This is a genomic window from Pseudomonas sp. Irchel s3h17 (assembly GCF_900187505.1).
Lineage (GTDB): Bacteria > Pseudomonadota > Gammaproteobacteria > Pseudomonadales > Pseudomonadaceae > Aquipseudomonas.
In genome coordinates, this window is the sequence record NZ_FYDL01000012.1 from 15,677 (window position 1) to 31,113 (window position 15,437).

General features: G+C 62.3%; 13 protein-coding genes. 11 read left to right on the plus strand and 2 right to left on the minus strand.

The annotated features are described in order from the left end of the window. Window positions 1-220: 220 nt before the first annotated feature. Window positions 221-1,195: a serine/threonine protein kinase gene (locus CKW25_RS18345; protein ID WP_095081340.1), complete on the plus strand. Its 975-nt coding sequence runs from the start codon at window positions 221-223 to the stop codon at window positions 1,193-1,195. A gap of 134 nt (window positions 1,196-1,329) precedes the next feature. Beyond that, the gene (gene rarD, locus CKW25_RS18350) at window positions 1,330-2,217 is read left to right on the plus strand and encodes an EamA family transporter RarD (RefSeq protein ID WP_095081342.1); all 888 of its coding nucleotides are present in this window, start codon (window positions 1,330-1,332) and stop codon (window positions 2,215-2,217) included. A 220-nt stretch (window positions 2,218-2,437) separates the two neighbouring features. Here rarD and CKW25_RS18355 read toward each other — a convergent pair whose 3' ends face one another. Next, window positions 2,438-2,956 (minus strand): glycine cleavage system protein R, encoded by a 519-nt coding sequence (locus CKW25_RS18355; RefSeq protein ID WP_095081344.1) that lies wholly within the window; start codon window positions 2,954-2,956, stop codon window positions 2,438-2,440. A gap of 609 nt (window positions 2,957-3,565) precedes the next feature. Between CKW25_RS18355 and CKW25_RS18360 the strand changes: the two genes are divergently transcribed. Next, a complete protein-coding gene (locus tag CKW25_RS18360; RefSeq protein ID WP_095081346.1) occupies window positions 3,566-5,743 on the plus strand; it encodes a malate synthase G in 2,178 nt (725 codons plus the stop codon). A gap of 97 nt (window positions 5,744-5,840) precedes the next feature. On the opposite strand, the gene CKW25_RS18365 is transcribed toward CKW25_RS18360, so the two are convergent. Beyond that, the gene (locus CKW25_RS18365; RefSeq protein WP_095081348.1) at window positions 5,841-6,287 is read right to left on the minus strand and encodes a response regulator; all 447 of its coding nucleotides are present in this window, start codon (window positions 6,285-6,287) and stop codon (window positions 5,841-5,843) included. A 250-nt stretch (window positions 6,288-6,537) separates the two neighbouring features. On the opposite strand from CKW25_RS18365, the gene CKW25_RS18370 reads away from it, so the two are divergent. From CKW25_RS18370 to CKW25_RS18405, 8 genes are all read left to right on the plus strand, one after another. Further along, complete coding sequence (locus CKW25_RS18370; RefSeq protein WP_095081350.1) at window positions 6,538-8,478, plus strand: putative nucleotidyltransferase substrate binding domain-containing protein; 1,941 nt, start codon at window positions 6,538-6,540, stop codon at window positions 8,476-8,478. Further along, a complete protein-coding gene (locus CKW25_RS18375) occupies window positions 8,475-9,182 on the plus strand; it encodes a PolC-type DNA polymerase III (RefSeq protein WP_095081352.1) in 708 nt (235 codons plus the stop codon). Before CKW25_RS18370 ends, CKW25_RS18375 begins: the two co-directional genes overlap by 4 nt. 176 nt (window positions 9,183-9,358) lie before the next feature. After that, entirely contained in the window at window positions 9,359-9,877 is a 519-nt protein-coding gene (locus tag CKW25_RS18380) for an RNA polymerase sigma factor (RefSeq protein WP_095081354.1), read from the plus strand. Beyond that, window positions 9,874-10,854 (plus strand): FecR domain-containing protein, encoded by a 981-nt coding sequence (locus tag CKW25_RS18385; protein WP_095081356.1) that lies wholly within the window; start codon window positions 9,874-9,876, stop codon window positions 10,852-10,854. The genes CKW25_RS18380 and CKW25_RS18385 overlap by 4 nt, the downstream gene beginning before the upstream one ends. Before the next feature lie 298 nt (window positions 10,855-11,152). Then, window positions 11,153-13,567: a TonB-dependent siderophore receptor gene (locus CKW25_RS18390; protein ID WP_095081358.1), complete on the plus strand. Its 2,415-nt coding sequence runs from the start codon at window positions 11,153-11,155 to the stop codon at window positions 13,565-13,567. Window positions 13,568-13,627: 60 nt separating this feature from the next. After that, window positions 13,628-14,758 (plus strand): PepSY domain-containing protein, encoded by a 1,131-nt coding sequence (locus CKW25_RS18395; protein ID WP_095081360.1) that lies wholly within the window; start codon window positions 13,628-13,630, stop codon window positions 14,756-14,758. Continuing rightward, a complete protein-coding gene (locus CKW25_RS18400) occupies window positions 14,755-14,934 on the plus strand; it encodes a hypothetical protein (protein WP_095081362.1) in 180 nt (59 codons plus the stop codon). The genes CKW25_RS18395 and CKW25_RS18400 overlap by 4 nt, the downstream gene beginning before the upstream one ends. Before the next feature lie 202 nt (window positions 14,935-15,136). Next, the coding region (locus CKW25_RS18405) for a glutathione S-transferase N-terminal domain-containing protein (protein ID WP_172736567.1) at window positions 15,137-15,437 on the plus strand (301 nt) is incomplete at its 3' end.

A 15,437-nucleotide genomic window follows, 5' to 3' on the forward strand; every position in this document is an offset into this window, starting at 1 on the left:
TCATCACGGGCAAGCCGCGCGCCTACGAAGCCTGTGCATTGGATTGTTCCCACGCTCTGCGTGGGAATGACTCACCGGACGCTCTGCGTCTGCTTTTGCGACGCGCAGCTTCCCTGGCTGCATGCCTTTGCCACGCGTGAGGAACGATCCCACTAAAGCCTCTCCGTCTGCGCTACCATGCTTGGCCGGACGCGGCAGCCTGCTGCGCGCAGGAGTCAGCATGTCTCACCCGTTTGCAACACTTACCCCCGATCTGGTGCTCGATGCCGTTGAAAGCATCGGCTTTCTCAGCGACGCCCGCGTCCTGGCACTCAACAGCTACGAAAACCGCGTGTATCAAGTCGGCATCGAAGATGGCGAACCGCTGATCGCCAAGTTCTACCGCCCACAGCGCTGGACCAACGAAGCCATCCTCGAAGAACACCGCTTCACCTTTGAGCTGGCCGAATGCGAAGTCCCGGTGGTCGCACCGCTGATCCACAACGGCGAAAGCCTGTTCGAACACGCGGGCTTTCGCTTCACCCTGTTCCCCCGTCGCGGCGGCCGTGCGCCGGAGCCGGGCAATCTCGATCAGCTCTATCGCCTTGGCCAATTGCTCGGCCGCCTGCATGCCGTGGGCGCCACCCGCCCCTTCGAGCACCGCGAAGCACTGGGAGTGAAGAACTTTGGGCATGATTCGCTGACCACCCTGCTCGAGGGCAATTTCGTACCACGCAGTTTGCTGCCGGCCTACGAATCAGTGGCTCGCGACCTGCTCAAGCGTGTCGAGGAGGTCTACCAGGACACCCCGCACCAGACCATCCGCATGCACGGCGACTGCCACCCCGGCAACATGATGTGCCGCGATGAGATGTTCCACATCGTCGACCTCGACGACTGCCGCATGGGCCCTGCCGTCCAGGACCTGTGGATGATGCTCGCCGGTGACCGCCAGGAGTGCCTCGGCCAACTGTCGGAGCTGATGGACGGCTACAGTGAGTTCCACGACTTCAACCCGCGCGAACTGGCGCTGATCGAACCCCTGCGCGCCCTGCGCCTGATGCACTACAGCGCTTGGCTGGCGCGGCGCTGGGATGACCCGGCGTTCCCCCGCAGCTTCCCGTGGTTCGGTACGGAGCGTTACTGGGGCGACCAGGTGCTGGCGTTGCGTGAACAGCTGGCGGCGTTGAATGAAGAGCCGTTGAAGCTGTTCTGACTCACCCTGAAACCTCGTGGGAGCCATCTCGCTCCCACGGCGGTTCACAATTGCCGAACCTATTGGGACAGGACACAGCCTGACAAATCTCCTTACAATCACCACTTTGTTAGCTGCCTAAGCAAGGACTTTGCATGCAAGCCGCCAACCCGCGTCGCGGGTACATATTGGGCCTGAGTGCCTACATCATCTGGGGATTGTTCCCGCTCTACTTCAAAGCCATCGCCGCCGTGCCCGCCGCGGAGATCATCGTCCATCGCGTGCTCTGGTCGGCACTGTTCGGCGCTTTGCTGTTGATGGTCTGGAAACACCCCGGCTGGTGGCGTGAACTTCGCGAAAACCCGCGTCGCCTGGCGGTCCTGGCCCTGAGCGGCACGCTGATCGCGGCCAACTGGCTGACCTACGTCTGGTCGGTGAACAACGGGCGCATGCTTGAAGCCAGCCTCGGCTACTACATCAACCCACTGGTCAACGTGCTACTGGGCATGTTGATCCTGGGCGAACGCCTGCGACGCATGCAGTGGATCGCTGTCGGGCTCGCAGCGACCGGGGTTGCGCAGCAAGTCTGGCAAGTCGGTAGCCTGCCGTGGGTATCGCTGGCGCTGGCACTGACCTTCGGCTTTTACGGGCTGATCCGTAAACAGGCGCCGGTCAAGGCCTTGCCCGGCCTGGTGGTGGAAACCTGGATGCTGGTACCGATTGCGCTGGCCTGGCTGCTCTTCAACCCGACCGCCAGCAGCGCCCAGGCCGAGTTCTGGACCACCTCCGAAGCCTGGTGGCTGGTGGCCGCAGGTCCGGTCACGCTGGTGCCGCTGGTGTGCTTCAACGCCGCCGCACGGCACCTGCCCTACACCACCCTGGGCTTCCTGCAGTACCTGGCACCGACCCTGGTGCTGCTGCAAGCCGTGTTGCTGTTCGGTGAGCACTTGTCGTCCAGCACCCTGGTGGCTTTCATGTTCATCTGGGCTGGCCTGGCGGTGTACAGCGTCGACGCCTGGGTGAGTTTGCGCCGCCGCAGCTGATCAAAAAACGTACAAAGCCTTGCAGGCCACAGCCGGCGTGGCCTGCAAGCATCCTTCCCAAGGTTATCCACAACGTGATCCCCGCCGTTTGTGCACAAGCCCTTGAAACTGCTGCTTTTTTGAGCAATTAACGAAGAGCCGTGGCCCGCCTGGGCCAGCGGGTGATCTCTACAGGTTATCCACAGGCGGGTGCAAGTTTTACCTGAATAACTTCGACGCGTTACGTTTCGCTGCGCAATACCAACTCCACCATCAGGTCATCGGCGAGGGTTTCCAGCCGTGACTGCAGCACGTCCAGCGACAGGGTCAACGGCACCGCAAGGATCGCTTCGGCGTGAAACAACGGCTCACTGCTCATCGGCGCCGGCCGCACTTCGGTGACCAGGCGTTCCAGATTGACCCCCTGCTCACTGAGCAAGCGGGTGATATCACGCACGATCCCCGGCCGGTCATTGCCCACCAACTCCATGGCGATCGGCTTCCAGGTGCAGGACTGTTCGATACTGCTCTCGGCAATCAGCACCCGGATCCCTTGTGCCGACAACCCTTGCAGGGCGTCCACCAACTCGTCATAGGCCTCGGCTGGCACGCCCACCCGCAGGATCCCGGCAAACTGCCCGGCCATCCGCGACATGCGACTCTCCAGCCAATTGCCGCCATGCTCGGCGATGCACTGGGCAACGCGCTCGACCTGACCAGGCTTGTCTGGAGCGAAAACGGTAAGTACGAGGTGGTCCATGGCGCAGCCCTCTTGTCATGAGTTTTGTTCTGGAAGACCAAGTATAGGCAAGGGTCAACATTCAGCGCGGCGCTGCCTGTGTGGCGAGGGAGCTTGCTCCCGTTCGGCCGGTCCGCGCTCGAGCGAAGCAGTCGCCAGATGGGCCGGTAGAGTATTTTCGGGGAAATGCGGGGCCGCTTCGCGCCCCAGCGGGAGCAAGCTCCCTCGCCACAAAAGCAATGCTCCAGAGCAACACACAGAATATTATGTGTACAAGTTTTTAGATTTATCTGGAACAATCCGATAGTTTTTTGAGAACATCCAGTTTCCCGACGTGACTGCAATGCGTCACGGGGTCGCAGAACGACGTAATTAGTCTAATTTTCACAACCGCAATTCATCATGTAGTATGCCGCAGCGCGCACTACATAACGTTGGATCGATGTCCGCCGCAGGCACGTTCGCAACCCTGAAAGCCCCGTCAGCAAGGCCCCAAGCCGTTGATTGGTCCCACCCAGCCGCCAGCGATGGCATGTACTGGTGGAGGGGTTTGTGGTTTAAATGGCCAGAGGCTTCATTGTCAAATTGAAGAGCTGAAAAGCGAAATAGCTGAGCAGAGTGAGGCAAGCAATGACTGAACACGTTCAAGTCGGTGGCCTGCAGGTCGCCAAAGTCCTGTTCGACTTCGTGAACAACGAAGCCATTCCCGGTACCGGCCTCACCGCCGATAAGTTCTGGGCCGGTGCCGACAAGGTCATTCACGACCTGGCGCCGAAGAACAAAGCCCTACTCGCCAAACGCGATGACTTCCAGGCGCGTATCGATGCCTGGCACCAGTCTCGTGCGGGTGTTACGCATGACGCGCAAGCCTACAAAGCCTTCCTGCAAGACATCGGTTATCTGCTGCCAGAAGCGGCCGATTTCCAGGCCACGACGCAAAACGTCGACGACGAAATCGCCCGTATGGCCGGCCCGCAACTGGTGGTGCCGGTGATGAACGCCCGCTTCGCCCTCAACGCTTCGAACGCCCGCTGGGGTTCGCTGTACGACGCGCTCTACGGCACCGATGCCATCAGCGAAGCCGACGGCGCGGAAAAAGGCAAAGGCTACAACAAGGTTCGCGGCGACAAGGTCATCGCGTTCGCCCGTGCCTTCCTCGACGAAGCGGCGCCATTGGCGGCCGGCTCCCACGTCGATTCCACCGGCTACAAGATTGTTGACGGCAAGCTGGTGATCACCCTTAAAGGTGGCAGCAACAGTGGCCTGCGCAATGACGCCCAGCTGATCGGCTTCAATGGCGCCGCTGCGGCACCGACCGCGATTCTGCTCAAGCACAACGGCCTGCACTTCGAAATCCAGATCGATGCCAGCACCCCGGTCGGCCAGACCGATGCCGCCGGCGTCAAAGACATCCTGATGGAAGCGGCACTGACCACCATCATGGACTGCGAAGACTCCGTCGCCGCCGTCGATGCCGATGACAAGGTCGTGATCTACCGCAACTGGCTGGGCCTGATGAAGGGCGATCTGTCGGAAAACGTGAGCAAGGGCGGCCAAAGCTTTACCCGCACCATGAACGCCGACCGCACCTACACCACGCCGGAAGGCAGCGAACTGAGCCTGCACGGCCGCTCGTTGTTGTTCGTGCGTAACGTGGGCCACCTGATGACCATTGACGCGATCCTCGACAAGGACGGCAACGAAGTCCCGGAAGGCATCCTCGACGGCCTGGTCACCAACCTGGCGGCGATCCACAGCCTCAACGGCAATACCACGCGCAAAAACAGCCGTACCGGTTCGGTCTACATCGTCAAGCCGAAAATGCACGGCCCTGAAGAAGCCGCGTTCACCAACGAGCTGTTCGGTCGCATCGAAGACGTCCTTGAGTTGCCGCGCAACACCCTCAAAGTCGGCATCATGGACGAAGAGCGGCGCACCACGATCAACCTCAAGGCCTGCATCAAGGCGGCGAGCGAGCGTGTAGTGTTCATCAACACCGGCTTCCTCGACCGCACGGGCGATGAAATCCACACCTCCATGGAAGCCGGCCCGATGGTGCGCAAGGCCGACATGAAGGCTGAGAAATGGATCGGCGCCTATGAGAACTGGAACGTCGATATCGGCCTGAGCACCGGCCTGCAAGGTCGCGCGCAAATCGGTAAAGGCATGTGGGCCATGCCTGACCTGATGGCCGCCATGCTCGAGCAGAAAGTCGCTCACCCACTGGCCGGCGCCAACACCGCCTGGGTGCCATCGCCGACCGCGGCCGCGCTGCACGCGCTGCATTACCACAAGGTTGACGTGTTCGCCCGCCAGGCCGAACTGGCCAAGCGCGCTCGCGCCTCGGTGGACGACATCCTGACCATCCCGCTGGCGGTGAACCCGCAGTGGACCGCCGAACAGATCAAGAACGAACTGGACAACAATGCCCAGGGCATTCTCGGTTACGTGGTGCGCTGGATCGATCAGGGCGTAGGCTGCTCGAAAGTGCCGGACATCAATGACGTCGGCCTGATGGAAGACCGTGCGACGCTGCGTATCTCCAGCCAGCACATCGCCAACTGGCTGCGCCATGGCATCGTGACCCAGGACCAGGTCATGGAAAGCCTCAAGCGCATGGCGCCGGTGGTTGACCGCCAGAACGCCAGCGACCCGCTGTATCGCCCGCTGGCACCGGACTTCGACAGCAACATCGCCTTCCAGGCGGCCGTCGAACTGGTGATCGAAGGGACTAAACAGCCAAACGGCTACACCGAGCCGGTCCTGCACCGTCGCCGCCGCGAGTTCAAGGCCGCCAATGGCCTTTGAGTAAGCACCCGCGTCGAACATGAAAAAGCCCTGATCAACCGATCAGAGCTTTTTCGTTTGCAGACCGGCTACGTAATCACTGGCCACAAGGCCCACGCTAAGACTCCACTCCCAACTCGCGCCGGACCACCGCCAACAACTGTTTGGCATCGATCGGCTTGAGCAGAAAGTCCACCACGCTCAAATGCATGGCGGCAATCGCGTCCTTCACATCCGCGTCACCGGAAACGATGATGACCGGCAATGCCACCCCCACTGACCCGCGAACCCGTCGAATCAGCTCCAGGCCGTCGATTTTCCCCATTCGCAGGTCGGTAATCATCAGTCCGATCGAAGGGGTCGCCTGCAACAGTTCAAGCGCCGCTTCACCACTGCCCGCTGTCATACAACGAATGCCGCCCTGGGTAAAAATTTCCGCAAGCAGCTCTCGCGCATCCTTGTCGTCATCGACAATGAGTACCGGCGCTGAGGGCAAATTCGGCTCAAGCATGATGGAACTCAGCGCTTCACGCTCGGCATCGCTCAAAATATCGTGGTCGGACATAGGTCACTCTACATAATCAGATCATTCCCCTAGCACCATGGTCGGACATCGCTAAGCAGAGCTCGAATGTGCGCTTCGTCGGGTAGCTTCCCACGCCGCGAGCACACGGTTTACGCACTTATAGCTTAGGGCATTTACACAACAACGCCTCGTGCGTCGCCCCCTAGACTTACGTCCAATGGGCACTCGCCGCGCGGGGGCCGACCATGGCTGACACTCCGACAACAACAAATCGAAAAAGTCTGCCGTCATGGTTATGAATAAAACGGACGCCTTCACTGAAGCCGGGAAGACGGCGGTGTTGCAGAACATCCAGGGCACCTTGCAGTTCCTGCAGCGGTTCCCGCCGTTCAATCAGATGGAATACGCACACCTGGCCTACCTGGTGGAGCAGTGCCAACTGCGCTTCTACGGCCCGGGTGACAGCATTATCAAGCCCGCCGATGGCCCGATCGAGCACTTTTACATCGTCAAGCAGGGCCGCGTGGTAGGCGAGCGCCCGCACACGGCCAAGGGTGGTACTGAAACCACCTTCGAGATCACCACCGGCGAGTGTTTCCCCCTTGCCGCGCTGCTCGGTGAGCGCGCAACCCGCACCGAACACCTGGCCGCCGAAGACACCTTCTGCCTGCAACTGAACAAACCGGCCTTCATCAAACTGTTCGCCCTGTCCGGCACCTTCCGTGACTTTGCCCTGCGCGGGGTCAGCAGCCTGCTGGACCAGGTCAACCAGCAAGTCCAGCAGAAAGCCGTGGAAACCCTCGGCACCCAGTATTCGCTCAACACTCGCCTCGGCGAACTGGCCATGCGTCACCCGGTGACTTGCGGCCCGACCACCCCGCTGCGGGTCGCCGTGACGCTCATGCACGAGCAACAGGTCGGCAGCATCGTGGTGGTCGATGAGCAGAAAGCCCCGCTGGGAATCTTCACCTTGCGCGATTTGCGGCATGTGGTGGCCGACGGTATCCGTGACTTTGACCACCCCATTGAACAGCACATGACCCCCGCGCCGTTCTATCTGACACCGGACCACAGCGCCTTCGATGCGGCCATCGCCATGACCGAGCGGCATATCGCCCACGTCTGCCTGGTCAAGGATCAACGACTGTGTGGCGTGGTGTCCGAGCGTGACCTGTTTTCCCTGCAACGCGTGGACCTGGTGCATCTGGCGCGCACCATCCGCAATGCGCCACGGGTGGAGCACCTGGTGGCCATGCGCGGCGAAATTGGCCAACTGGTCGAGCGCATGCTTGCCCACGGTGCGTCCTCGAGCCAAATCACCCACATCATCACCCTGCTCAACGATCACACCGTGTGCCGGGTCATCGAACTGACACTCGCCGACAAGGGCGACCCGGGCATCCCGTTCAGTTGGCTGTGTTTCGGCAGCGAAGGCCGTCGCGAGCAGACCCTGCACACCGATCAGGACAACGGCCTGCTGTTCGAAGCCCGCGACGCGGCCCATGCCGCCGAGATCCGCGGCAAGCTGCTGCCCATCGCCCAGCAGGTCAACCAGAGCCTGGCGCTGTGCGGCTTTACCCTGTGCAAGGGCAACATCATGGCCGGCAACCCTGAGCTGTGCTTGTCCCGTGCCGAGTGGGCACGGCGTTTCGCGGCGTTCATTCGCGAAGCGACACCGGAAAACCTGCTGGGCTCGAGCATCTACTTCGACCTGCGCGTGGTCTGGGGCAACGAACAAAGCGGCGAGCAATTGCGCCGCGGGATTCTCGATCAGGTCGCCGACAACCGGTTGTTTCAGCGCATGATGGCCGAAAACGCCTTGCGCCAGCGTCCGCCGGTGGGACGTTTGCGCGAGTTCGTGCTGGCGAAGAAGAACGGCGAAAAGGCCACCCTCGACCTCAAGGTTCAGGGCCTGACCCCCTTTGTCGACGGCGCCCGCCTGCTGGCCCTGGCGAACGGCATTGAAACCAGCAATACCCAGGAACGCTTCCGCCAACTGGTGGCCAAGGAAGTCATCGATCCGCTGGACGGCGCCGCCTATGAGGAGGCCTACCACTTTATCCAGCAAACCCGAATGCAACAGCATCAACGACAGACTCGCGAGAACCTGCCCTATTCCAACCGGGTCGATCCGGACAGCCTGAATCACCTGGACCGGCGCATCCTGCGTGAATCCCTGCGCCAGGCCCAGCGCCTGCAATCCAGCCTGAGCCTGAGGTACCAGCTATGAGCCTGTTCTCCTGGCTGCGCCCCGCCGGTCCGACGCTGACCGCCGAACAGCAACGACAGCTGGACCAGTTGCCCGACGCCCCGACACTGCGCGACTGCAGCCTGCGTGAGCAACGCTGGGTGGTGGTTGATCTGGAAACCACCGGGTTGAACCTGAACAAAGATGTGGTGCTGTCGATCGGTGCCGTGGTCATCGAGGACGGCGCGATCGATTTCAGCCAGCAGTTCGAGCGCACCTTGCAGCGCAACGACCACAAGCTCGGGCCCAGTGTGTTGCTGCATGGCCTGGGGCCGAGTGCGATTGCCGCGGGCTGCGACCCGCAGGAGGCCTTGCTGGATTTCATGGCGTTCGTCGGTGACAGCCCGCTGCTGGCGTTCCACGCACCGTTCGACCAACACATGCTCGGCCGCGCCCTGAAGGACAGCCTGGGCTACCGCTTGCAGCATCCGTTCCTGGATGTGGCCGACATGGCCCCCCTGCTCTGCCCGCAAGCGCACATCCGCGAAGCCGGGCTGGATGACTGGATCGACTGGTTCAAGCTGCAAGTTTTCGAGCGCCACAACGCCAGCGCCGATGCCATGGCCACCGCCGAGCTGGCGTTGATCCTGTTCAGCCGGGCACGGGCCCAGGAGATTCACAGCCCGCTGAATCTGCAACAGCGCTTGAGCCAGTGGAAACGCCGGCAGCAGCGCCAATCCTTTTAGGTGAACCCCGATCGCACATTGGGGACGCTTTGCACCCCAACGGGAGCACGCTCCCACGCCACGGAACATGCACGCTCACCGAGGTTACCCGACCAACGCCAATTGCGCCGGGCCTTGGCCTCTGACACAATCGCGAATAATTCTCGTTAGTTTAAACGTTTATTCGGTGAAGCCCCTTGTCGTCAGTCCAAAGCCCTCACAGTGAGCTCGTTGGTGCGTTGTATCGCGACCATCGTGGCTGGCTATTGGCCTGGCTACGGCGCAATGTCGCCTGTCCGTCGAAGGCCGAAGACCTGAGCCAGGACACCTTTGTCCGCCTGCTCGGCCGTGAAGAACTCAAGGAACCCCGTGAACCCCGGGCGTTTCTGGTGGCCATCGCCAAAGGCCTGTTGTTCGACCATTTCCGCCGTGCCGCGCTGGAACAGGCCTACCTCACCGAATTGATGCTGATTCCCGAAGCCGAACAACCCTCGGTGGAAGAACAGCAACTGATCCTCGACGACCTCAAGGCCATCGACCACCTGCTCGGCAAGCTCTCGAGCAAAGCCCGCGCCGCCTTCCTCTATAACCGCCTCGACGGGCTTGGCCATGCCGACATCGCCGAACGCCTGGGGGTGTCTGTTCCACGGGTCCGGCAATACCTGGCCCAGGGCATTCGCCAGTGCTATGTGGCGCTGTACGGCGAGCCGGTATGAACCCGGTCAACTCAAGGCCGGTCTCGGCGCGGGTACTCGACGCCGCCATTACCTGGCAACTGTCCCTCGACGCCGGTAGCGGCAGTCCGGTGGAGCGCGAAGCGTTCGCCAGATGGCATGCGGCCGATGAAGAGCACGCCCGCGCCTGGCAGCAACTGGGCATGCTCGATCAACGCTTCAGCGTCGCCAGCGGTCCGGCCCGCGTTGCCCTGATGCAGTCGCGGGACAACATTCGACGTCGGGTACGCAAGCTGGGCAGCGGCGTGGCCAGCGTGATGCTGGTGATTGGCCTGAGCCTGTTTGCCGGCGAACGCTACCTGCCCATCGGCTATTGGCTGGCCGACCAGCGCACCGCCACGGGCGAGCAGCGCACCCTGCACCTGGCCGACGGCACGGTGATCAACCTCAACACCCACAGTGCGCTGGACGTGCGCTTCGATGAGCAACAGCGACGAATCGTCCTGCAGGACGGCGAGATCCTCATCGAGACCGGCCATAACGACTCGCGCCCGTTCATCGTCGAAACCCGCGATGGGCAAATGCGCGCGCTCGGCACGCGCTTCCTGGTGAAGCGCGAGGAGGACGGCACGCGCTTGAGCGTGCTGAAATCCGCGGTGGCGGCACGAGCGGACGCCAGCCCCGAGGAAAAAATCCTCCAGGAAGGCCAGCAAGTGCTGATGCGCCACGATGGCCTGGGCCCGCTAACGGCACTCAACGCCGGAGCTGACGCCTGGACCCGGGGCATGCTGGTGGTCGACAACGCGCGCCTGGAAGACCTGGTCCGCGAACTCGGCCGCTACCGTCCCGGCCGCCTCGGCGTCGCCCCGGAGGTCGCCGACCTGCGCATCACCGGCAGCTTCCCGCTGCACAACACCGACCTGGCATTGACCGCCCTGCTGCCAACCCTGCCGGTACAGCTCGAGCAGCACACCGCGTGGTGGGTGACGGTGGTGGCAAAGGCCGATACCAAACCCTGAGCCAATCCCCATTCGCTGTGGCCAATTTCCTCCTTGTGGCGAGGGAGCTTGCTCCCGCTCGGTTGCGAAGCGACCGTAAACCGGCTCTACGCTTATCTGGCGGGCCAGGGTGACCTGCGCAGGGGCCGCCGAGCGGCCCAGCGGGAGCAAGCTCCCTCGCCACAGAGTGCAAGCCTTCACCCTTGATGTGTAGCTCGGCATTACGCGAATCTAAATAATTTTCATCCAGCCCTATCACTTTTCCAATCTCATCCGGCTCATAGGCAATTGAGAAATATTTCCATTCAGGAGCCGCCGTATGCCCCGTTCGCTAGACACCTTGTTGCGCCCCGGCCTGTTGGCCATGGCGATTGCCTTTTGCGTGCCGTTGACCAGCACTGTGCTGGTCGCCGCCGAACAGGTGTCCAGCGTTCGCGCCTACAACCTGCCAGCCGCGCCATTGGCCAGCACCCTGAACCAGATCGCCAGCCAGGCCGGCCTGGCCCTGAGCCTGAACCCGTCGCTGGCCGCCGGTAAAACCTCGTCGCCGGTCAACGGCCAGTTCGACGCCACCGGCGCCCTGAACCAGGCCCTGCGTGGCACCGGCCTGCAACTGGAACAAAGCAGCGCCGGGACCTACAGCCTGGTGGCCGTGCCCGAGGGCGTGCTGGCCCTGCCGGAAACCGCTGTGATTGGTGTCGGAGATAGCGAAAGCGCTTGGGGCCCGGCCGCCGGTTTCGTGGCCACCCGCACCGCAGCCGGGACCAAGACCGATACCGCCATCGTCGAAGTCCCCCGCTCGATGAGCGTGATCACCCGCGAGCAACTGGATGATCGCCAGGTGCTCAACCTCAATGACGCCCTGCGATACACCGCCGGCGTACAGAGCAGCGGCTACGGTTCCGACTCCCGTGCCGACTGGCTGCGCGTGCGCGGCTTCGACCCGAGCCAGTTCCTCGACGGCCTGCCGCTGCCCAAGGGCTCGTTCGCCAACCCGAAAATCGAACCCTGGAACCTGGAGCGCATTACCGTGCTGCGCGGCCCGGCCTCTTCGGTCTACGGTCAAACCCCGCCAGGCGGCATGCTCGACATGGTCAGCCGTCGTCCGCAGGTCGAAAGCGCCCACCAGATCGAAGCCCAGACCGGCAGTAACGAACACAAACAGATCAACTTCGACAGCACCGGCAAGGTCGATGACGAAGGCCAGTTTCTCTACCGCGTCAGCGGCGTCGTGCGTGACAGCAACTCGCCGATCGACCATATCCCGGACAAGCGCTACAACATCGCGCCGAGCCTGACCTGGAACATCAATGACGACACCAGCCTGACCTTCATTTCCCAGTACACCCGCGACGATACCGGCATCACCGGCCAGTTCCTGCCGCTGCAGGGCACCAAGCTCGGCTCGCCGGCCGGGGATATTTCTCATCACAAGAACCTCGGCGAGCCGGACTGGGACTTCTACGACCGCACCTACTACGCCCTGGGCTATGCCCTTGAACACCGCATGAACGACGTCTGGCAATTCCGCCAGAACCTGCGCTACACCAAGAGCGACCTGGAATTCCAGGCGGTGAACGTCGCCACCGTGAACACCGTCGACGAGGAAGGCAACGTCAACCGCGAGTCGGGCATCGTCAACGAGGACATCAGCCAGTTCGCCGTCGACAACAACTTCCAGGCCGACTTCAGCACCGGCGAGATCGGCCACACCCTGCTGCTGGGCCTGGACCACCAGCGCTCCAACACCAACTACCAGTGGCTGTATGGCATGGGCGTGCCACCGATCAACGTCAACAACCCGATCTACGGCGGCGACATGTCCAATGTCACCTACTTCGCCATGCAGGACTACAACCAGAAGACCCAGCAGACTGGCGTGTACATCCAGGACCAGATGGCCCTGGATAACTGGCGCCTGACCCTCGGCGGTCGTGAAGACTGGATCCACACCGGCACCACCTTCTATAACAACAACAATGTCACCAACACTCAGCGCGACACGGCCTTCACCAGCAACATTGGCCTGAGCTACGTGTTCGACAACGGCGTAACCCCTTACGTCTCCTACACCGAGTCGTTCCAGCCGAGCATCGGCGCCGCCGTCTCCGCCACCGAGTCGTTCGAGCCGACCGAAGGCCGCCAGTACGAACTCGGGATCAAGTTCCAGCCGGTGGGCAGCAAGACCCTGCTGACCGCCGCGGTCTACGACCTGCGTCAGGAAAACGTGAGCGTGACCGAAGGCAGCATCACCCGCCAGGTCGGCGAACTGCAGGTTCGCGGCCTTGAGCTGGAAGCCACCTCAGAGGTCACCGACAACCTCAAGCTCATCGGTTCCTACACCTACACCGATACTGAAATCCGCAAGGGCCTGGAAGCCGAAGTCGGCAACCGGATGGCGCTGATCCCGGAAAACCAGGCCACGCTGTGGGCCGACTACACCTGGCACGCCGGCGCGCTCGACGGTTTTGGCGTCGGTGGCGGGGTACGCTACGTCGGCGACACCTATGGCAACACCACCAACACCGATGTGGCCCATGTCAGTTCCTACACCATCTATGACGCCTCGGTGCATTACGACCTCGGCCGCCTGGACAACACCCTGAAAGGGGTCACGGTCGCGGTCGAAGCCAAGAACCTGTTCGACAAGGACTACCTGGCCAACTGTGATGGCTACTGGTGCTACTACGGCGACGAACGCAACGTCGTGGCCAGCGTCAACTACAAGTTCTAAGCCACACACCGTGATTGAAGGGCCGCCCGTCCGGTGGCCCTTTTGGCATTTGGATGACCGATGAAAAGCAAAACCATCCGCCGCTGGTCCTTTATCCACACCTGGACCAGCCTGATTTGTACCGCATTCCTGCTGATGCTGGCCCTGACCGGCCTGCCGCTGATCTTTCATCACGAGATCGATCACCTCCTGGGCGATGCCCCCGAACTCAAGCAGATGCCGGCCGACACCCCGCACCTGGACCTGCAGCAGCTGGTACGTGCCGCCGAGGCCCATCGTCCCGGGGAGGTCATGCAGTACTTTGGCTGGGATGAGGAAGACCCCAACGGCGTGGTCGCAATCATGGCCAGGACCGCCGGCACCGAACCCAATTCGTCCCACACCTTCATGCTCGACGCCCGCACCGGCGAAGCCATGGAAATGCCGTCGGCCAACGGCGGGCTGATGATGGTCATACTGCGCCTGCACGTGGACATGTTCGCCGGGCTGCCGGGCAAGTTGCTGCTGGCGTTCATGGGCATGCTGTTCGTGATGGCGATTGTCTCGGGGACGGTGCTGTACCTGCCGTTCATGCGCCGCCTGAAGTTCGGCACCGTGCGCCAGGACAAATCCACCCGCTTGCGTTGGCTCGACCTGCACAACCTGATCGGCGTCGTGACCCTGACCTGGGCGCTGGTGGTGGGCGTCACCGGCGTCATCAGCGCCTGCGCCGACCTGATCATCGCCGCCTGGCGCAACGACAGCCTTGGCGCAATGATCGAACCCTATCGCGGCGCCCCACCGCTTACCCAGCTGGCACCGGCCAGCCGCCTGATCGACATTGCCAAAGAAGCGGCGCCGAACATGCAACCCGACTTCATCGCCTTCCCCGGCACGCGTTTCTCCAGCGAGCATCACTATGCGGTGTTCCTGAAAGGCAGCACCCACCTGACCTCGCACCTGCTGACCCCGGTATTGATCGATGCCAGCACCCTGCAAGTCACTGCCATCGGTGAACGACCGTGGTACATGGACGCCATGGGCATGTCTTCACCCCTGCACTTCGGTGACTACGGCGGCATGCCGATGAAAATCCTCTGGGCCGTGCTGGACCTACTGACCATCATTGTCCTCATCAGTGGCCTGTACCTGTGGCTGGTGCGGCGCAAAGCGGCCAAACCGGTGGCCGTTGAAACGGAGGTCGCGGCATGAGACCGAGGCAGTCGAACTTCTGGAAAGTCTTCGCCACGCCAACCGTCATCGCCCTGCTCAGCGCGGCGGGATTGTTCTCGGCGTTGCTGGGGGATGACATCTGGGACGGCTTGAGCTGGATCGGCTTGGGCGTACCGGCCGTTTTGGGACTGCGGGGGTTGTTGCAACGCCGGTGAAAGGCGCGGTGTGTCAATGGACATCGGTGTGGCGAGCGAGCTTGCTCGCGCTGGGCTGCGTGCAGCCCCAAAACAGGTTGCCGAGCTTTATCTGAATGCCTGCAAGTCGCTTCGCTTCCCAAGCGCGAGCAGGCTCGCTCGCCAGCCGCGCAAGAACTCACTAGGCTAAGCCCTTGCTCCCGATGATCGCCGAGGAATGCCCATGTCCGCCCCCAGCATGACCCTGTTCCACAACCCTGCCTCGCCCTATGTGCGCAAAGTGATGGTGCTGCTGCACGAAACCGGTCAACTGGACCGCGTGGCCCTGCAACACAGCCAGCTAAGCCCGGTCAGCCCCGACGCCGCGTTGAACCAGGACAACCCGCTGGGCAAAATCCCGGCACTGCGCCTGGCCGACGGCAATGTGCTGTACGACAGCCGGGTGATCCTCGACTACCTCGACCAGCAACACGTCGGCAACCCGCTGATCCCTCGTGAAGGCAGCGCCCGCTGGCGGCGCCTGA